At 55.4% G+C, this 18,981-nt stretch carries 15 protein-coding genes; 8 read left to right on the forward strand and 7 right to left on the reverse strand.

Annotated features, from left to right (window positions below):
* Positions 1-107 precede the first annotated feature (107 nt).
* The 3 genes from P1U45_RS14475 to P1U45_RS14485 all read right to left on the reverse strand — a co-directional run bounded on the left by P1U45_RS14475 (position 108) and on the right by P1U45_RS14485 (position 6,556).
* Positions 108-2,765, reverse strand: a complete 2,658-nt coding sequence (locus tag P1U45_RS14475; protein WP_301059712.1) for an outer membrane beta-barrel protein — start codon at positions 2,763-2,765, stop codon at positions 108-110.
* A gap of 101 nt (positions 2,766-2,866) precedes the next feature.
* Complete coding sequence (locus P1U45_RS14480) at positions 2,867-5,719, reverse strand: hypothetical protein (protein ID WP_301059713.1); 2,853 nt, start codon at positions 5,717-5,719, stop codon at positions 2,867-2,869.
* 204 nt (positions 5,720-5,923) lie between these two features.
* Positions 5,924-6,556 (reverse strand): A24 family peptidase, encoded by a 633-nt coding sequence (locus tag P1U45_RS14485; RefSeq protein ID WP_301059714.1) that lies wholly within the window; start codon positions 6,554-6,556, stop codon positions 5,924-5,926.
* A gap of 55 nt (positions 6,557-6,611) precedes the next feature.
* Between P1U45_RS14485 and P1U45_RS14490 the strand changes: the two genes are divergently transcribed.
* The 5 genes from P1U45_RS14490 (at position 6,612) to P1U45_RS14510 (ending at position 12,132) form a co-directional block, all read left to right on the forward strand.
* On the forward strand, positions 6,612-7,823 hold the full coding sequence (locus tag P1U45_RS14490) for a serine hydrolase domain-containing protein (RefSeq protein ID WP_301059715.1): 1,212 nt from the start codon (positions 6,612-6,614) through the stop codon (positions 7,821-7,823).
* Positions 7,824-7,922: 99 nt separating this feature from the next.
* Positions 7,923-9,446, forward strand: coding sequence for an exopolysaccharide biosynthesis polyprenyl glycosylphosphotransferase (locus P1U45_RS14495; RefSeq protein WP_301059716.1), 1,524 nt, complete (start codon positions 7,923-7,925; stop codon positions 9,444-9,446).
* Complete coding sequence (locus tag P1U45_RS14500; protein ID WP_301059717.1) at positions 9,436-10,446, forward strand: glycosyltransferase; 1,011 nt, start codon at positions 9,436-9,438, stop codon at positions 10,444-10,446. Before P1U45_RS14495 ends, P1U45_RS14500 begins: the two co-directional genes overlap by 11 nt.
* Positions 10,433-11,209 (forward strand): polysaccharide deacetylase family protein, encoded by a 777-nt coding sequence (locus tag P1U45_RS14505; RefSeq protein ID WP_301059718.1) that lies wholly within the window; start codon positions 10,433-10,435, stop codon positions 11,207-11,209. Before P1U45_RS14500 ends, P1U45_RS14505 begins: the two co-directional genes overlap by 14 nt.
* Positions 11,206-12,132, forward strand: a complete 927-nt coding sequence (locus P1U45_RS14510; protein WP_301059719.1) for a glycosyltransferase family 2 protein — start codon at positions 11,206-11,208, stop codon at positions 12,130-12,132. Before P1U45_RS14505 ends, P1U45_RS14510 begins: the two co-directional genes overlap by 4 nt.
* On the opposite strand, the gene P1U45_RS14515 is transcribed toward P1U45_RS14510, so the two are convergent.
* Genes P1U45_RS14515 through P1U45_RS14525 form a run of 3 tightly spaced genes read right to left on the reverse strand, consistent with a single transcriptional unit; the run spans position 12,129 to position 15,642 of the window.
* A complete protein-coding gene (locus P1U45_RS14515; RefSeq protein WP_301059720.1) occupies positions 12,129-13,403 on the reverse strand; it encodes an O-antigen ligase in 1,275 nt (424 codons plus the stop codon). The genes P1U45_RS14510 and P1U45_RS14515 overlap by 4 nt on opposite strands.
* A gap of 18 nt (positions 13,404-13,421) precedes the next feature.
* Entirely contained in the window at positions 13,422-14,126 is a 705-nt protein-coding gene (locus P1U45_RS14520) for a hypothetical protein (RefSeq protein ID WP_301059721.1), read from the reverse strand.
* Between the two features lie 13 nt (positions 14,127-14,139).
* Entirely contained in the window at positions 14,140-15,642 is a 1,503-nt protein-coding gene (locus P1U45_RS14525) for a GumC family protein (protein ID WP_301059722.1), read from the reverse strand.
* A gap of 115 nt (positions 15,643-15,757) precedes the next feature.
* Here P1U45_RS14525 and P1U45_RS14530 point away from each other — a divergent pair, with 115 nt between their 5' ends.
* On the forward strand, positions 15,758-16,462 hold the full coding sequence (locus P1U45_RS14530; protein ID WP_293608303.1) for a polysaccharide biosynthesis/export family protein: 705 nt from the start codon (positions 15,758-15,760) through the stop codon (positions 16,460-16,462).
* An 88-nt stretch (positions 16,463-16,550) separates the two neighbouring features.
* Here P1U45_RS14530 and P1U45_RS14535 read toward each other — a convergent pair whose 3' ends face one another.
* A complete protein-coding gene (locus P1U45_RS14535) occupies positions 16,551-16,823 on the reverse strand; it encodes a sel1 repeat family protein (protein WP_022695752.1) in 273 nt (90 codons plus the stop codon).
* 323 nt (positions 16,824-17,146) lie between these two features.
* Between P1U45_RS14535 and P1U45_RS14540 the strand changes: the two genes are divergently transcribed.
* On the forward strand, positions 17,147-18,097 hold the full coding sequence (locus P1U45_RS14540) for a 2-oxoglutarate and iron-dependent oxygenase domain-containing protein (protein WP_301059723.1): 951 nt from the start codon (positions 17,147-17,149) through the stop codon (positions 18,095-18,097).
* An 89-nt stretch (positions 18,098-18,186) separates the two neighbouring features.
* Positions 18,187-18,924: an RcnB family protein gene (locus P1U45_RS14545; protein ID WP_301059724.1), complete on the forward strand. Its 738-nt coding sequence runs from the start codon at positions 18,187-18,189 to the stop codon at positions 18,922-18,924.
* The last annotated feature ends 57 nt before the right edge of the window (positions 18,925-18,981 follow it).

An 18,981-nucleotide genomic window follows, 5' to 3' on the forward strand; every position in this document is an offset into this window, starting at 1 on the left:
ATGTTTTCTCTGTCATTCTACTGTTCAAGCCGGGCGAGTGTCGTCGCCCGGCTCGGGTTTGTAAATTGTGCGAACACGATTGTGTACGAACAATAATCGAAAACTGATCAAAATTCGCGGCTGATACCGAAAGAAACCGCCGGACCGAGGCTGTAAGTGTCCACATCAACCGTGACACCACCGCCCTGCTGGTAGGCTTCAAAGTCATCGCCGAAAATGTTCGATGCATTGAAGGACAGCTCGTATTCTGCACCACCGAGGTCAACCGGACGGCTGTAGACAAAGTCCACAGTCATTGGCGGCTGCTCGATAATCGCAGGCAGACCATCCGCGATAGATTCGCCTGAACGGATACGCTCACTTGCATAGTTCAGAAGCACGTTCATTTCTGAACCGGTGTCATTGTTAGACAGGCCGAGTTGCAGGTTGAACAGATGCTCAGACTGGCCCTGCAGCTGGCGACCGTCTTCGATACGGCCCGCAGCAGACACCGTGGACAGAACCGGAGACGTTGGTGTGCCGCCATTGATCGCGATTGTGCCGTCAGCGCTGATCTCAGAGTCAGACCATGTGTAGTTGGTCTTCACAGTGAAATCGCGGTCACGGAAGAAGTCCCAGCTCGTCCAGTCGAACATTGGCAGGATCTGCTCATATTCGACTTCGAAGCCGTAAAGCTCTGCGCTTGGAACGTTGACGAAGCTTGTGTTTGTCACGTTACCAATGCTGACGAGAACTTCCTCAATCGGGCTTTCCATCTCTTTGTAGAACAGGCCAAATGTGAGGAACTGACCGCGGTCGAAATAGTACTCCGCGCGGATGTCATAGTTGCTGATGGAAGCGTTCTGAAGGAACGGGTTACCAACAAATGATACGTCGGTTTCAGTGTTCACGAACTGCGTCGGCGCAAGCTCACGGAACTGTGGACGTGTCAGCGTTTCAGAATAGCCGAAGCGGATCTGGAAATCCTGGAACGGTGTGACGGTGATCGTCGCTGCTGGCAGGAAGTCTTCCTTGCTATCACAGCTCTGGTCAGCCTGACGTTCGATACATGCCTCAACAAAGTTGCCTGCAGACGGGCCGTTCAGCGTGATTGTGTCGACAGCCTGAATGGCAGACTCATAGCGTCCGCCGATAGCTGCGCGAACGAATGGTGTGATCTGTGTATCGATCTGGAAGTAAGCCGCATCAGTTTCGAGCGTCGCGATATAAGCTTCCGGGAACTGAATGCCGCCTGTTTCCTGAACGGAGCCAGGGCCACCATTGAACAGAGCGCTATAGATGTAATCGAGACGGATGCCGTTTGCGTTTGGCAGACCACCGATACCGGTGATGTCGAAAATACGGACAGATGCGAAACGGTCGTTCTCTACGTAGGAATACCCTGCGAGCAGGTTTACTTCGCTGAACCAGTCACCGTTGAACTGAAGCGGCAGTTTGAAGTCCAGACCGAAGTCTGTCGTGTCGTCCTGTACGTCAGAATACTGGATGCGGTTCGCAGCCGGAGACGACGACAGGATGAAGTCACCATTCGCATCTTCACGGTAGCGGTTAGACAGCTGGAATGGGGCATCACGCTGGGCTTCGGAGTAAGAACCGCGCCATTCGACTTCCAGATCCATCAGGTTCGGGAAAACGTGCTCACCGCGAAGCTGTGTCGTCCAGAGTTGACGCTCGAACCACTCCAGAGAGTCATCACGGAAGACACCGGCATCTTCTTCGGTTGTACCGATGATTGTACGTGCTTCCTTCTCAGAAGAACGTGTACCGAGTGCAGTCAGCTGGATTTCGTGGTCCTGATAAAGCTCGAAGCCGATCACTGCCAGCGCGTTTACGCCGACAGTGTTCTGCGTAGAGCGGCGCTCACGCTGTTCTTCGGCTGCAATTTCAGGGCTGTTGATAGACGGACGCACTGCCTGTCCACGAATACCTTCGCGCGTCGACCATTCATTTGAATAGCCTACAGAACCGAGGATACCCATAGTGATATCAGTGCTGAGGTCGTAGACATCGCCAGCTGTAACACCGAATGAGAAGTTAGGTGCGACGTCGCCTTCCTGCATCACGAGCAGAGAAGAATCATCTGTGAAGGCACGACCGAAGTCATAGTTTTCCGTTGCAAGGTCGAACCCCGGAAGATCGCGCGCACCATCGTCAATACCGAGCCAGTCAGTACCGGAACCATCATAAAGAAGACCGCTCTGCAGCGTTGTCTCTGTGTCGCCGCCAACATCGACCGAGATGTTCAGGAAACGGTCATCAGGAACGGCGCGTGTGCGGATGTCTACGAGACCACCACCGAATTCACCCGGCAAGTTCGGAGAGTATGTCTTTTGAACAAGAATACCGGACAGTGCAGATGTCGGGAACAGGTCAAGCGGAGCAACACGGCGAAGCGGCGCCGGGCTCGGCAGCGGAGACCCGTTGAGAGTCGCGCTGGAATAACGCTCGTTCAAACCACGAACATATACGAATTTGTTGTCAGACGTTGTGACACCAGCCACACGGCGCAGAGCCGCAGCAGCGTCGCCGTCACCCTGAAGCTGGAAGTCACCAGCGTCGAGAAGGCTAGAGACCTCTGAGGTCGAACGACGTTCATCCGGAATGTAACGGTAGCGAACCTGTACCGTTTCAAGTGTACGCTGCTCCGCGGCTTCTTCCTGTGGCGCTTCCACCGGATCAGCTTCCTGAGCGAATGTCGGAAGGGCAAAAAGGAAAGACGCGCTGGTCAGAAGGACAAGTCGGGCACGCGATTTACGGGTGAACATAGTGACCCCCAAAAAAGGAAAACGGGATGAAGCATCCCTGATTGAGTTATTGATATCGGATAGGAGAATGGGGCCGGAGAAAGCTCCGGCCCCGTCTCGGATTAATTTGTGACGTTACCGTCTTCGTCGACTGTCCAGCCGCGGAACCATGTGTCGTTCGCATCTTCGACCGCACCGACATAAGTCGTTGCAGAGAGCGTACCGATGCCGGTTACATCATATGCTGGAACAGCTGTTTCGTTCGCGCCTGGAACAACACCCGGACGACCCGCACGGAATGTGAAGCCAGACAGAGTGTTTGTGCCTTCGACAATGTTGTCGCCAGCTGATGGCGCAGGTGGGTTGTCAGAGTCGTTGCGGAAGTTGTTGACGTTATCGAGGAAGATAGAGCGAAGCTCCAGCGTTCCGTTGGTGATGTTGTCGATCGTCGCCTGATCGTCCACGTCGATACCGTCGTCGAAGCCGACGATAATGCCGTTAGAGATCGTACCGGCCATGCCGCGGCGGAGAACTGCACCAGCGTCAACCGCTACGTCACCAGAGTTGATGATCGTGAAGTTAGACAGACGTGGTGTGGAAACCGGCTGCAGGTCGTTTGGACGCTGGTTGTCGCCCTCGATGCCGCGTGGGTCGCCAGACATGTCGCCTTCGCCCGGATAGACGATTGCGTACTGCATGGAGCCCTGCCAGCCGTCAGTCCAGTCAAGAGAGTCGTCACCACAACCAAGTGCTACAACGTGGTCAGCAGAAACTGTACCGCCGAAGAACTCGAAGCAATCATCGAGATTGTTGAAGACCTGAACGTAGCTGACGTCTGTGCCGGAACCCACGCCCTGGAATGCGATGCCGTTCAGCTCGTCTGTGTTTGTGAGACGTACGCCTGCATACTCAACACGTGTGTAGAAGAGCTGGCCTGAGTCATCGTCAGATGTCGCGCCGCCGAAGAAGCCGGAAGCACCCTCACCTGATTTTTCACAGTCAACTGTACCGCCAACAGCTGTCGCATCAGCACAGTCATTGATTGGTGCGCGGCCGTTGATGACCAGACCGCCCCAGATACCTTTTGTCGTGCGGTCAGTTGCAGTCGTGCCGTCCAGAACGCCCTTAGCTGTGAAGACAACCGGGTTAGCTGCTGTACCGTTCGCGAGGATGCGGGAACCACGAGCAACCACGAGATAATCGTCATTGCCTTCAGACACGACTGTGACGCCAGCGTCGATTGTGAGCGTCGCGGACGCAGAACCTGCGAGAGGCGCTGCCGGGTCTGCACCACGGTCAACACCGATGAAGACAGGGTTCACGAGTTCGTAGACGATGTTGTCACCGTTTGTGAGACGAAGATCTGTTGTGATCGCGTTTGTACCGTCGATCTGGCAAAGCAGCTTCGTTTCGTTTGTGGCTGCAACTGTGATGTTACCAGCAGACGCTGTGCCTGTTGGACACTCAACAACCGGCTCGTCGAACAGAGTGCCCGGAAGAGCGAAGTTCGCCCAGCTGTTGTTAACATCTTCAGTTGGACCGAACGCACCGATATAGCCGATGTTCGCGCCGAAGAATGCCTGATCAGCTGCAGCAACCTGAGTTGGTGTAATGCTGGCTTCAGCAGAACCCGGGAAGAACAGGTCAACGAGAGAGTTGTCGCGTGCAACAACTGAAGCGTTGAACGCTGGAACACCGTCGCCGTCCGTTGCGAATGGTTCCGGAGAGTCTACGAGGATAGATTCAACAACCAGATCGCCGTTTGTGAAACCGTCGAATGTCTGTTGATCGTCAACGTCGATCCCCGTCGCGAAGTCAGTGATGACACCGTTCACGAATACACCCTGTGTACCGCGGCGGAGCAGCATGCCCTGCTGGTTACCAGTTGTACCAACGAGGGTGAAGTTGGAGATCGTCGGGCTGGAGAATGGCTGAGCGTCGTTTGGACGCTGGTTGTCACCCTCGATGCCGCGTGGGTCACCAGATGTTGGAACCGTAGAACGAACTGCAGCGAACTGCAGGCGACCTTGCCAGCCGTCAGTCCAGTCGAGAGAGTCGTCGCCCGCGCCTGTGATGACAACGTGTTTCGCGTCAACAGTACCACCGAACCACTCAACACCGTCGTCGAGGTTGTTGTGAACCTGAATGTAATCAACGTCTGTGCCAGAACCAACGCCCTGGAACGCGATGCCGTTCAGCTCGTCATCGTTTGTGAGGCGCGCGCCAGCATACTCAACGATGAGATAGTTCAGAACGCCTGAATCGTCGGCAGGGTCTCCGCCGCCGAAGAAGCCAGAAGCACCTTCACCAGACTTTTCACAAGCGGCCGAACCGCCAGTCGCGGTCGCATCAGCACAGTCGTTGATCGGTGCGAAACCGTTGATGACCAGACCGCCCCATTGAGCGTTCGTGCCAGCTGCGATGATAGAAGAACCAGTCTCTTCGTCATTAACTGCTGCACGAGCCGTCATGCGCACAGGCGCTGCTTCCGTACCGTTCACAACAATTTGGGAGCCGCGTGTGACAACGATATAATCGTCTGTCGCGTTTGCTGTACCGGTAGAAGAAGCTCCGAACAGAACTGCGCCAGCTTCAAGTGTCAGCGTCGCAGACGTTCCGCCGTCCTGACCGACGAATACCGGGCCTTGAATAGCCACGTGTGTGTTTGCAGGGATAGTGACGTCCGCTGTCAGTTCGCCGCCTGTCGCCGAGCCAAGCGTACAGACACTAACTGAAGAGAAGCCATCAGCTGCAACCGCATCGAACAGTTCTTCTGTCGTGCCGGTCGGGCAGCCTGCTGTCGGAACGAGATCAATCGTTGCCGTAGGCGTTGGCGTAGGTGTTGGCGTCGGTGTCGGTGTTGGAACCGGCGCTGGAGCACCAGGCGATGAGATGTTGGTGTCGGAACAACCGACCAGTGCAACTGCTGCAGCGCTTGCAAGTGCAAGTGCGCGCAGGGATCCTGCGATCTTCATACTAAAGCCCCCTCAATGAGCTAATGGCGAGTTTGTGTCGTTGAGAGAGGAGCTGGCTGTTCTTTTATTCCTGCCACTCTCAGACAGGGGCCGATTATGCGCGTATCGTAACGGTTTTTTGACAGTCAGTGACAAATTTCGGTGCGCTCGGAATTAGATGCATTTTTGCAATAGTCACAAATGTTAGCGCAAACATTTTTCATATCATGGCATGAACGGCCAAAGATCGCTGAGATTCCAGACAATCCATGCTGCAAAGCACAATGCGGGACCGAACGGGATATATCCTCCGGGCGGCAACTTCCTGCCAAGTGTCGTGGATTGTAACAAAACTGACAGCAAAATTCCTGCGCCGCTGGCCATTAAAAGAACTGGTGGAAGCGCGAGAGGCCCCATCCAGCAGGCTATGGCCGCGAGCAGTTTTCCGTCTCCGAGACCGATTCCCTGCCGTCCGAGCCATTTTTCAGAGGCAAATGCCAAACCAAGAATGCCGAGATAGGCAACCAGTGCCGAAATCACATGAACCGCTACACTGGCCAGCCCCGTCTGCTCACGCCCCACAAACGTAAACAATAGTCCGCTCACCGCCATTGCGATCGTAATCAGGTTTGGCAGTCGGAATTCTCGCAGGTCGAACCAAATGAGCGCAAGGCAAGCGACGCCGAGCACTAGCGACCCTACGCTCCAGAACGGCTCACTGAGAGGATACCCCGCATCGAAATGAAGGCCTGCCGCATAGATAAGCGCAAAGAAGACCACGCTCACGCAGAGCAGGAAACCACTCGTCCGAACCGATAATCCGGTCAGCTCTATTGAATTGTCGTGAGTTTTCGTCACTGTTGCAGCCTTCGCGCCGATCCAGAGTAGCGATACAATAAGGGGAGATCAGAGAATGTCAGCCGATTTTGCAGTGGATGGAACATTTGATCCAGAATTTGGCGGCGTCGCTGATGCCTTTTCTCAGAACTTTGAATCGCGCGGCGAAGTCGGTGCCTCTCTGTGCGTATATAAAGACGGGGAATGTCTGGCAGACCTGTGGGGCGGAACAGCCGATCTCAAGACCGGCACGCCCTGGACCAAAGATACCGTCTCTATTGTATTCTCCTGCACAAAAGCCGCCACAGCGCTCTGCGCGCATCTTCTCGTGCAACGTGGGCAACTCAATCTGAATGCACCGGTTGCTGATTACTGGCCGGAATACGCGTGTAATGGAAAAGAAGATACGACCGTTCTCATGATGCTGAACCACTCAGCGGGCGTGGCGTCTTTCCATGACGCTGTAGAACCGGGCGCACTTCTGGACTGGGATAAAGCTGTCTCTCTGCTCGCCAATGAAACGCCATGGTGGGAACCAGGCACGCGAAACGGCTATCATGCCCTCACCTTCGGCTGGACGGTCGGCGAACTCGTTCGTCGTGTTTCCGGAAAATCACTCGGCGATTTCTTCCGCGAAGAACTGGCAGAACCAATGGGCACAGATTTCTGGATTGGATTGCCTGAAGAACACGAACCTCGTGTCGCGCCTATGATCCCGTTCAAACCCGAACCGGGCGCACCGCTCTCTCCTTTCACGCAGAAAATGCTCACTGATCCGGAGTCGCTCCAGCATAAGAGCTTCTTCAACAATGGCGCGCTGCAGATTGACAGTCGTGACGGACGCGCAGCCCATCTCGGCGGTGCTGGCGGCGTATCTAACGCACGCGGCATGGCTCAGCTTTTCCTTGCGCTCTCACCGTCTCACGCATCTGACTTCTATTCCAATGCCCGCATTGGCGCGATGGGATATGTGTCGACGGCAACGCGAGATGACGCCACGTTGATGATCCCGACCCGCTTCGGTCAGGGTTTTATGTGCAGTATGGACAACCGCCATCTGCGCCACGGACATGATTCATCCTTCATCATCGGGCGCAACGCGTTCGGCCATGTAGGCATGGGTGGTAGCTGCGTCTTCTTCGATCCGGACGCAGACCTGATCTTCGCCTATTCCATGAACAAAATGGGCGGCGGTATTCTTCTGAACCCGCGCGGTCAGTCTCTCATTGACGCAACGTATGAGGCACTCGGATATTCAAGCAATGCTGCAGGTTATTGGATGTATTAAGCCGCCTCTGCGCGAGATTCGATAAAATTTCACCGAACCACCTTACTCAATCTTGTCTCTAATTCGGTATGCACAATGCCGGAGAGAAGGTGGACCCATATGAACCAGACGGCACAATCGCTAGATGCGCAGCCATCGGCACAGAGCGCGCCCAATCCGGCGCGCTTATCTGTGCATGAAGCCAAGCGTCCTGGTCTGGAAGATGCCCGACCGTTTCAGCAGCAATTCGTGATCGACCGCAAAGCGATCCGTCTGGGCGCACGTATCATTGATATTGTCGGCCTTTGCCTGCTCGCGCTGATCTCTGTCACTGCGCTGGGCGCACCATTTCTGGATGTGCCGCTCGGCGTTGCCCTACCCTATATGACGCTACCGCCGCTGGTGGTTTGGGGCATGTGGTCAGCAGGCGCATACCGCTTTCCATTCACCGAAAAAATTCTCGATCACATGGCAAAGGTTGCGCTTGGTGCCAGCCTGACGCTGGCAGCACTTCTGTCTGCAAGCTGGCTGATCGGCCTTGGCGGCGACTTTATGTACTTTGCCGGCACAGGCACGCTCGCTGGCGTTTTTGTACTCGCTGCACACGCCCACCATGTGAGCTGGACAAAGCACCTCATCCGTAAAGGTCGACTGTCGGAGAACGTCGTTATTGTGGGCGCTACAGCACACGCATCTCGTCTGATCGAGCGCAACTCCGAAGACCGTGAACTGAATATCGTCGCCATTTTTGATGACCGTCTGGGCCGTGCGCCGCACCGTATGCATGGTGTTCCGGTTGTGGGCACGCTGGACGACCTTCTGGCTTGGGACAACCTGCCAAGCGTAGACCGCATCATCGTAACCGTGACGTCCAAGGCGCAAGACCGCGTCCGTCTGCTGATCGAACGTCTGCGCTACCTTCCAAACCGTGTCGTGCTTCTGCTCGATCTGGAAGACTATAATCCGGAAGGCGCGAGCCTCGCTGAAGTTGCCGATGCCCCAGCTGCCTATGTTTCCGGTGCACCAGCTGATGCGCGTCGTGCCTTCGTGAAACGCATTTCCGATGTCGCGATTGGCGCGATGATGCTGGCGGCGTTCTCGCCATTCATGCTGATCATTGCTGCCTTGATCAAATTGGACAGCCCGGGGCCGGTCTTCTTCAAACAGAAGCGTCACGGGTTCAACAACAAGGTCATCCGCGTCTGGAAGTTCCGGACAATGCGCCCTGATCGCAAAGCCGAAGAAGGCATCATCACGCAGGTAACTGATGGTGACGACCGCGTCACGCGTCTTGGTCGCTTCCTGCGCAAAACCAGCCTTGATGAGCTGCCACAGCTGATCAATGTGCTGAAAGGTGAAATGTCTCTGGTTGGCCCACGCCCTCACGCTGTCGGCATGACCACAGAAGAGACCGAAGTTCACCACCTTGTGGGTGACTATGCGCACCGTCACCGCGTCAAACCGGGCCTCACCGGATGGGCACAGATCAACGGTTCTCGTGGCCCTGTTCACACTGCCGAACTCGTTCGTGAACGCGTGCGTCTTGATATGGAGTATGTGAACCGGTCCAGCTTCTGGTTCGACCTTTACATCATGATCATGACAGCGCCTTGCCTTCTGGGAGATGACACGAATGATCGCTGAAGCAGGCGCGCGTCAGGCTCAGCCTGCCTCTGCAGGCATTCCCGAAGCGACTGACGGCGAAACCATTCACACCAACGCAAACTGGACAGACGTGACACCGCGCCTGTCCATTCTCGTGCCGACTTACAAGGATAGCGCCAACCAGCTCCTAAGCATGCTGGCGGCGTGTCATTACGCGGAAGCTGTCGAGATTATCGTCTATGATGATGGCAGTCAGGATATCGCGCTGACGAACGCAATGCGAGAGAGCGTAGATGCCTTTCCGGGCGCGGCCTGCCTGATCACAGCCGAGCACAATAAAGGCCGCTCTGCGGGGCGAAACCGGCTTCAGGCCAGCTCGCGCGCGCCATGGCTCGTCTTTCTCGATGCCGACATGATCCCCGATGATGAAGGCTTTATCGTACGCTATCTGAAATGCGTTCAGGACGATTCCGCTCCGCGTCTTGTCGTGGGCGGCTTCTCCATGAAGCTGACGCCGTTCTCATCGAAGACGGATTTGCACCGCGCCCAATCAGAGCGTTCCGAATGCATGGCCGCCTCAGTTCGCTCTGAAGAGCCGGGCCGCTATGTGTTCACAAGCAATGTTCTGGCGCACAGAGACATTATGAATGCTGTCCCGTTTGATCCGGCCTTCAGCGGCTGGGGCTGGGAAGACGTCGAATGGGGTATTCGCGTATCGCGCCAGTATCCGGTTGAACATATCGACAATTCGGCAACCCACCTTGGCCTCGACACGGCGCAGGATCTGCTGCGCAAATACGAACAATCCGGTGCTAATTTCTGGCTGGCCGTTGAGCGACATCCCGACGTGATGGAGCAGACACCGCTCTTTCGTATGGCATCCATGTTCAGCCAGGTGCCGGGCCGTTTCCTGATCCGCGAGGTCAGCCGCTATGTCAGCCGCATGCCGGTCTGGCTGATGCCCCGCGCTATCCGCTTACTTGCGCTGAAGACTTTCCGCGCTGCTGTTTATGGAGGAGCCCGTCATGCTCGCACCTAAACCTTATGAGCCGAACCGCTCTCTCTTCGCCAAAATCGAACGACGCCTGACGCAGTATCGCAAGGCTGCGCCAGCTACGGTCATCACGGATCGCCCTATTCTTTCGATCACCTTCGACGACTGCCCGACGTCAGCGGCAGAAACAGGCGCACGTATCCTTGAAGAGTATGGTGTTCGCGGCGGCTATTATATCGCCACAGGTCTGATGGGGCGCGACTCCCATATGGGCCTGGTCTCCACACCGGACCAGATCGCCGAGCTTTTTGCGGCAGGTCATGAAATCGGCGCGCACTCGCACTCACACCTCGACTGCTCTCAGGCGAAGCATGATGAAGTCATGGCCGATGTCGAGCGCAATATCGAGCTCCTGAAAGAGATTTGCCACACATTCAGCGTGGACAGTTTCGCTTATCCGTATGGCGAGACGCGCTTTGATGTGAAGAAACATCTGGCTGGCGACTTCCTGACGCTACGCGGCATTCTTCCGGGAATTAATCGCGGGATGGTTGATCGCGCACAACTGCGCGCATTCGAAATCGACCACACACAGCACAGCTTTGACCGCGCGTACTCAGCGCTCCATTGCCTGAAACAAACATCTGGCTGGATGATTATCTTTACGCATGATGTTGCGGAATCTCCGAGCCAGCATGGCATGACGCCTGATCAGCTGCGCAGAATTCTGGATCGCGCTGAGGAGCTCGATATCGAAATCTGCACCCCGAAAGTCGCTGCAGAACGCGTGGGGTTCAGCGTTTCATGACCGAGATCCGTACCTCTGTTGTTATTCCGACCTTCCGTCGTCTGGAAAGCCTGACCCGCGCCATTGATAGCGTGATGGCACAGGAAAACGTGTGCGCGGAAGAGACTGAACTGCTCGTCGTAGATAATGATGCAGAGCGATCTGCGCGTGTCGTGGTCGAGCGATATGGAAACGCGCCTATTCAGGTCAGATACGCATCAGAGCCCGAGCCTGGCGTCGCCAATGTGCGCAATAAAGCGATTTCAGAAGTACGCGGCCGCCTGATCGCGTTTCTGGACGATGACCAGTCTGCGCCGTCGAACTGGCTCGCAGAAATGCTCCGCGTTTACGACGAACATAAGTCGGCCATCACTTTCGGCCCTGTCGAAACAGCTTTGCCTCACGAGAACCAGCTGCACGAGCGCTATTTCAAGAAGTTCTTCTCGCGCATTGGTCCTGAAGATACAGGCGTGTTCGACGAGTTCTACGGATGTGGCAACTCGCTATTCGATCTGGATCAGCTGTCCTCTGACGGCCCATTATTCGATACCCGTTCGAACGAAACTGGCGGAGAAGACGACATCCTCTTTTCCAAGCTGGATCAGGCTGGCCATAAATTCGGCTGGGCGAGCAAAGCGCCCGTTTTTGAGCATGTGCCAGAGAGCCGCCTGCGTCTGCGCTACACACTGCGCCGTGCCTTTGCCTATGGTCAGGCGCCAACGACTATCTGCGCCCGCAAATCGCCACGTGATATTCCGGGCATGGCGTTCTGGACGTTGGTCGGTGTCGGTCAGGCCGGGCTTTTTGGCCTCATGTCAGCTGGTATGTTCGCAGTCCGCCATCCGGACCGCGCCTTCTGGTTTGATCGCACGGCACAAGGGCTCGGAAAGATTTTCTGGTTTGGTCCGTTTGAACAACGCTTTTACGGCGCACACGCCCGCTAGACCATTGCCGGCCGACGCGCAGTACGTGTCCGTTCTTTCTGCTCAGCCCGCGCGCGAACGCGGTTTCTGGCATCGAGAGACAGCTTTGCGGCTACGGCAACATACGTCACCCATGTCAGGTTATTCTGAAGCAGGAACACACTTTCTGACACACTGAACAGCGCGAACAGCGCCATTGTACCGAAGGCAAAGAGCGAAGTTGGCCGTGAGCTGACAGTTGAAGCTGAGCGATACAAGTTCATCAGGAAATCGATGATCATCAGGCCGCCGCCGATCCAGCCGAGCGCCAGAACGACTTCCAGAATACCATTGTGGGCCGTCGGAACGAGCCATTCGGTTGCGAGCCAGACCTGATAGGCAGGACCGTTTTGCTCCCCCCAGAATGCGCCATACCCATAGCCAAGCAATGGACGCTCCGAAATCAGCTGTAACAGCACTTCCCAGATATCCGTACGCCCCGTCAGTGAGAGGTCACGCCCGATCAACGCTACGACCGCCTCAGGCGCGACCGTCAGTACGAGATACCCTGCTCCCGTCAGCCCCACGATGAGCCACAGCGTCGAGATCGTGACGATACGTCCGCGCTGCATCCAGAGATAACAGAAGATGATTCCAAACCCGAGCATCATGCCCAGAAGCGAGGTTTTGGACGTCGATAGAAGCACCAGTAATACGGACAGGAAGAGACCAAAGCCCCACCACCTGCGATTGCCTTTATCGACCATCAACAGGAAGGCGAACAGAAAGCTTGCACGCGCCAGATAGCCGCCCAGCGCGTTCTTTTCGAACCAGAGGCCATTCCATGCACCAACATGGATTTCATGCATGCGGCCAAACCCCGGAAAGGCCGCACCAGCAATGAAATTGCCGACTGCCAGAATGATCCAGACAATCCCCAGCACGCGCAGCATCTGTTTCCAGGTGAGCGTAGAGGCGACATAAAAGCCAAAGACCGTTGTGAAGAGAATAGCGATGCCACGGCGGAGCGATGTTCCTGGATCAACCGACCAGAACATTGACGCCACGGCCAGACAGGACAGCGCAACAAGCGCTGGCGAGCGAATGACGATCGCCGCAAAATCACGCCACCGCGCCAGAATGGCGACGGCACCAAATCCGTAAATCGGGAGCCAGAGAAAGCGAAGAAACGCGCCGCCCTCAGGGTTTTCGGGCGTCGCAAAAACACGTCCCAACAATGCTTCGGAAAAGAGAAGCAAGCTGATGCCCACGCAGACCACTTCCAGCCAGCGCAGTCGGGCGAGAAATGGCATCTGCGCCCTGCTCATGACTTACCCCGAAAACCTGTCAGCGAAGCGTGCATCGCCTCTGATCTGGTTGATGACAACACCAACACAGCGGCCACCGTGAGCTTCAATCTGATCGCGCGTCGCATTGAGAGATTCAGCGGTCGTCTGATCTGCTTCCATCACTATGACAACACCGTCGACATAACGACAAAGTGCAAGCCCGGCGGTTGAGCTATCGAGTGCAGGTGCATCAAGCACCGCCCAGTCAGACACTTTGCGCAGCGCATCCCAATATGCGCCGCCAGAGCGAACCTGAACGCGCTGGCCCGGTTTGATGTGTTCAGTGCGGAACCGCGTCACAAACAAATTGGAATGCTCAACACGGTGTGCGCCCAAAAGCTTTAATGGCCCGCGCGCCGCGCCGCCATTTGCCCTCACCTGAGGCACCACCTGATAGAACTGGTCTACGTTGAGTGATGCATCAAGCGGCCGGCCCGGAAGCCCGATGCGCGGAAAAATACGCTGTTGAAAGGCATTGAACTGGCCATTGCCGCGAAGGTCGAGGTCGATCAGCCACGCTGCACGCGTAGCACGCCCCGCGAGAAGCACAGCCAGTGAAGCTGCGACGCTGGACGCGCCATTGCCCGGGTCTGCACCAATGACCATGACAGACCGTCCGCGATCGCTTCCCGGAATACGGTCAACCGCACGGGCTAGGTCGGTAATTTTAGAGCGAAGGTCGATCATCTATCTGCTTCCTTCACACACGTCTGACACTTGCCAGAACCGGCAAACCGACGGTGCGAGATGCACAGGCAGCTGTTGGCATTGTATTCTTTGAGAAGATCCAGATCATCGCTACGATGAGGCCGGTAAAGCCGCCAAACAGAAGGCCGGCAGCAGCCACGAGCAGGCGCATGCTTTTACCTTGAGCAGGCGGACGTGCTGGCTCAAGAATCTGGATGTTATCAAGGTTCGCCCGCGAGACTTCCCGGATCAGGCGTTCATCACCTTCGCGAACTGTAAGGTTCCGCAACTGGTTTTCCAGAATAGAATGGTCACGCAGCAATTCCTGATAATGCGGCTCAAGGCGTGTCAGCCGGAGCTGGCGCTCTTCAATTTCATTCTTTTGGCGACGCAACTCTTCAAAGCGTGTCTGCAGCGCAGACGCTTCTGCCTCGAGTTCGGCGCGCTGTTGATCAAGGCGCTGGAACACTTCGTTCGGGCCACGACGGATTACGCCGACGCCATCGCCCTGAGACGAGATCAGGTTCTGGACATTCTGGATGCGGCGATCAATGGCATCGATTTGCGGCGTACCGGGCAGATAGGTAGACAGCAGGCTCTCACGCTCGATCTGTAAATCCAGCAATTGCTGTTGATAGTTCGTCTCGACGTAAAGATCGATCGTTGGTTCAGTCAGTGCAAGCTGGGCTGTAAGCGATGCCAGACGCCCCTGCACTTCGCTGCGCTGGGCCTGCACATTAAACAGGTTGTCGGTCACCGCACCATAGAGTGAGGCAACGGATTCTTTTTCCGTATCAAAATCGCCGATGCGGTTGTCTACCAGAAAACGCTCAATGGCAGCATCCGCTGCCGAGAGTTCATTAGCCAGTGTTTCGCGCTGTTGAGAGAGGACACCGTCATCGTCATCAAGGAAGAGTTCGGAGCGATACTCCAGATAGGTCCGCACAATTGCATTCAGGACGCGCGCAGCCACAATCGGGTCCTCATGTTCGTATGAAGTCCGGATAACAGGGTTCTTGGGTGCTGCGCCGGCCGCAAAATCTTTCTGAAAGCCAAGAAGCGTACGCTCATACAGCAGAGGACGATCTTCCTCGGGCGCTTCCATCATCGCCTCATAGTCATCAGGATAGATGACATCCATGCCGATCTCCTGCAGCACACGATCAAAGATGACCGGGCTGTAGATCAGCTCGATTTCCGAACCGGTGATCTCTTCCTGACCGAGATTTGCAGACTGGGCATCTGCCCCCGTCGTCAATGGCGCAAAGACACGCTCGTTACCGAGGGTAACCTGAACACGAGACGTCGCGGCGTATTTAACCGGCAGCATGAAAGCAAACAGGATTGCGAGCGCAAGTATTGGCAGAGCAATAAGAATAATCGCCCATTTTGCGCGCCAGAGCAGCAGAACATACTCGGGTATATCCAGTTGAGGCCTGTTGGAACGACGTGCGGAAGCTGACGTCGATGAGGCGACTGAAGTCGCTACATTTGACCATCCATCATCCGCTGCCATTAGATTCGGCCCTACTCTCGCTATTATCACAAACGAAAATCGGAAATTGACCTTAATATTTCATTGATGATTAACCACGATGCTGCCGATGATTTCGAAATTTATAGGCCGTGTAATGAGACGTTCTGCAGCCATCATGTTCGCAAGCATTCTCGCTGCCTGCGCCAGCCAGGGTAACCCGCCTACTACAGTGTCTGGTATACCCGGGTTCCAGCCCTACTCTCCGAGCCTTCCAAACTATCGGATTTTCCCCGGCGACCAGCTGGAAATCACCGTATATTCAGCACCTGAGCTGTCTCGAACCGTCACGGTTGGCCCTGACGGACGCATTCATATGCCGCTGCTGGATCCGATCATGGTCGCAAACCGGACTTTGCCGGAAATCAACCAGCAAATTTACAGCGCCATGAGTTCCAGGCTGGTTGATCCAAGCCTGGACGTATTCGTCGCGCAGTATGGGCCGCAGCAAGTATTCGTGGGTGGACAGGTCGGCCAACCGGGCATCATCGAGATTCCGGGGCAGATTGATGCGCTTCAGGCCGTCATCATGGCCGGAGGCTTCACCAGCAACGCGAACGAGCGTCAGGTCATTCTGGTGCGTCGTCAGCCAAGCGGCGAAATCAGCAGCTGGGCAATAGATGTTCGCTCCGGATGGCATGATCCGCAGCTGGCCAATCTTGGGCCACTTCAACGCTATGACGTTATCTACGTCCCGCGTTCACCGATCGCGCAGCACAATCTGTTCATTCAGCAGTACATTCGTGAAGCACTGCCGATTGATTTCAGCCTGTTCTACGACGTGCGCAGCGGTCTGAACTAACGTCCCGAACACTACAGGCACTTCAGGAGTGCCCTGCCCGGCTTACCGGGCAGATTGCATTCGGTTGCGTAGAGATTTTTCGAAACGCTTAGTGCGCGAGGACGAGCCATTCACGCGCTGCTTTCTGAGCAGCGGCGATCTCTTCCGAGCTCATATACTCGGCGAGTTCTTTACGTGACGCCTTGGCTTCTTCATAGCCGCGCAGAGCAGCCAGATTGAACCATTTATGCGCCGTGATGTAATCGACTGCGACGCCCATTCCCGTGGAATAAACCAGTCCCATCCGATAAAGGTCTTCACCTTTAGACTCAGGACCCATTTCTTCGCATGGGGCTTCCAGTTTGCTTTCAGCAAATGCCATTTGTCTTTCTCCTAATGCGGAACACCTCGCCTGATTTTCAGGTCTAAAAGCGATCCTTCATCACCTGTCGGTCATTGCCGACAATGAAAGTAAGACAAGGATAGATTGCTTATTGGTTAACCAAGCTACTTTTCGCAACTGTATTTAAATCAACACAACACTAACAGTAACCCTTTGTTTATTTGGGTTTCCGGAAGCCTAATATTTGGCGAATATTTCGTTACCAAACCATGGTGAACGGCATCTTCGCCTGCGACGACTAAGCCATAGCAAAACACCGAAACCGGCGTTATTTTCCCCGCCAATCAAAAGGTGACTCACTTATGGACACTCTGAAACCCATTTCCCTGCCAGCGCCGGGCGCTGATGATACAGATTTTACGAAAGCGCTGATGGCGTCTTTCATGGAAACCGGCTTTGCCGTTATCGCCAATCACGGCCTCGATCAGACGAAGATCGATGAGGCCTATCAGGCATCGCGTGATTTCTTCGCTCTGCCCGCAGAAACGAAGCAGACATATTTCGACCCGAATGGGGCCGGCCAGCGCGGCTATACGCCTTTTGGTCAGGAAAATGCCAAAGGTGTTGCGGCCATGGATTTGAAAGAGTTCTGGCACACAGGCCGCGAGCTGCCGGAAGACCACCCTTACCGTGAAACAATGCCTGACACGCCGAGCGTTCCGGAAGTTCCGGACTTCGACGCAGCGACGAACGGCATATTCAAAGAATTCGACGCTCTCGGCCACCGTCTTCTGCAATCGGTCGCGACAGGCCTCGGCCTTGAGCGCGACTGGTTCGTGGACAAGGTTCAATACGGAAATTCAATTCTGCGCCTTCTTCACTACCCTGCGCAGAAAGAGCCGCCGCCGGAAGGTTCTGTACGTGCCGCAGCGCATGAAGACATCAACGTCATCACCCTGCTACTTGGCGCCGATGAAGCAGGCCTTCAGGTCCGGCCACGTGGCGTAGAAGACTGGATATCCGTCAGCGCGCCTCCGGGCACAATGGTCATCAACGTGGGCGACATGCTGCAACGCCTGACCAATGGCGTTCTGCAGAGTACGTCCCACCGCGTCGTGAACCCGTCGCCGGAACGCTCGAAATTCGGCCGCTATTCCATGCCGTTCTTCCTGCATTTCGAACCGGACGTAGAAATCCGCGCGCTGCCTTCCTGTGTGTCTGACGAGAACCCTGAAAAATTCCGGCCTATCACTGCGAACGAATATCTTATGGAACGTTTGCGCGAGATCGGACTTCTTAAAGAGAAGGCCTGACTGCAAAAAGGGGCTGTTCAGCCCCCGTTCACTTTGGTTAACTATTCTTTATCCATGTGTGTGGGGGCCCAGACTGGGAGATTCTCCGAATGAAGCCTCTGAAATTCCTCGGCGTGTCGTTTCTGGCTGGCTGTATGATCACGGTTTCCGCTATGCCTGCGTCCGCGCAGAGCTACGGGCATGGCCGCGGCAACGGACACGCCCAGCAAACTAACGACCGACATTATAATGGCAATGACCGTCATCGGGACCGCAATTATCGCGGTGATCGACACCGTGACCGTGATTACCGTGGCAACCGCCATCGCGACTATCGCGGGGATCGTCATCGCGATCGCGACTACCGCAACAATAATCGTCGTCATGACAATTATTCACGCCATAACAACAATCGTTATTACGGTTACAACAATAACAACCGTCATTACGGCTATAACAACTACAACCAGCGCCACTACAATCAGAGGCAGTATAACAACCGGTATTACAACAATAACCGCGGGTATAATTACTCGTACAACAACTATAATTACCGGAATTATCGCCCGAGCAACAACTACTACCAGCCGCGCTACCACTGGAACCCGCGCACGCCGGTGCTTTATTCACCGAGCTTCGGGTACCGTCCGAACTACCAACCTTATTACCGTGTAGGTTCGCGCTTCCACAATCATGGTCGCTACCGGATTAACGACTATCACCGCTACGGCCTTTACGCGCCGCCATCCGGCCATTACTGGGTCCGCCATAATAACGATGCTTATCTGGCCGCGGTCGGAACAGGCATTGTTGCAGGCATTATTGTTGGCGCAATCCTCGCCGATTAAGGCCTGCTCAAAAATACTTTTACGATCAGCCCGGCCCTCGCGCCGGGCTTTTTACTG

The organism is Ponticaulis sp. (assembly GCF_029210165.1).
Classification (GTDB): domain Bacteria; phylum Pseudomonadota; class Alphaproteobacteria; order Caulobacterales; family Hyphomonadaceae; genus Ponticaulis.

What these genes read in the sequence shown, in the direction of transcription:
- P1U45_RS14510 (WP_301059719.1), top strand. Translation starts at nt 11,206, where the DNA reads ATGACCGAGATCCGTACCTCTGTTGTTATTCCGACCTTCCGTCGTCTG.
- P1U45_RS14540 (WP_301059723.1), top strand. Translation starts at nt 17,147, where the DNA reads ATGGACACTCTGAAACCCATTTCCCTGCCAGCGCCGGGCGCTGATGAT.
- P1U45_RS14475 (WP_301059712.1), bottom strand. Translation starts at nt 2,765, where the DNA reads ATGTTCACCCGTAAATCGCGTGCCCGACTTGTCCTTCTGACCAGCGCG.
- P1U45_RS14505 (WP_301059718.1), top strand. Translation starts at nt 10,433, where the DNA reads ATGCTCGCACCTAAACCTTATGAGCCGAACCGCTCTCTCTTCGCCAAA.
- P1U45_RS14500 (WP_301059717.1), top strand. Translation starts at nt 9,436, where the DNA reads ATGATCGCTGAAGCAGGCGCGCGTCAGGCTCAGCCTGCCTCTGCAGGC.
- P1U45_RS14490 (WP_301059715.1), top strand. Translation starts at nt 6,612, where the DNA reads ATGTCAGCCGATTTTGCAGTGGATGGAACATTTGATCCAGAATTTGGC.
- P1U45_RS14530 (WP_293608303.1), top strand. Translation starts at nt 15,758, where the DNA reads ATGAGACGTTCTGCAGCCATCATGTTCGCAAGCATTCTCGCTGCCTGC.
- P1U45_RS14525 (WP_301059722.1), bottom strand. Translation starts at nt 15,642, where the DNA reads ATGGCAGCGGATGATGGATGGTCAAATGTAGCGACTTCAGTCGCCTCA.
- P1U45_RS14515 (WP_301059720.1), bottom strand. Translation starts at nt 13,403, where the DNA reads ATGCCATTTCTCGCCCGACTGCGCTGGCTGGAAGTGGTCTGCGTGGGC.
- P1U45_RS14520 (WP_301059721.1), bottom strand. Translation starts at nt 14,126, where the DNA reads ATGATCGACCTTCGCTCTAAAATTACCGACCTAGCCCGTGCGGTTGAC.
- P1U45_RS14535 (WP_022695752.1), bottom strand. Translation starts at nt 16,823, where the DNA reads ATGGCATTTGCTGAAAGCAAACTGGAAGCCCCATGCGAAGAAATGGGT.
- P1U45_RS14495 (WP_301059716.1), top strand. Translation starts at nt 7,923, where the DNA reads ATGAACCAGACGGCACAATCGCTAGATGCGCAGCCATCGGCACAGAGC.
- P1U45_RS14545 (WP_301059724.1), top strand. Translation starts at nt 18,187, where the DNA reads ATGAAGCCTCTGAAATTCCTCGGCGTGTCGTTTCTGGCTGGCTGTATG.
- P1U45_RS14480 (WP_301059713.1), bottom strand. Translation starts at nt 5,719, where the DNA reads ATGAAGATCGCAGGATCCCTGCGCGCACTTGCACTTGCAAGCGCTGCA.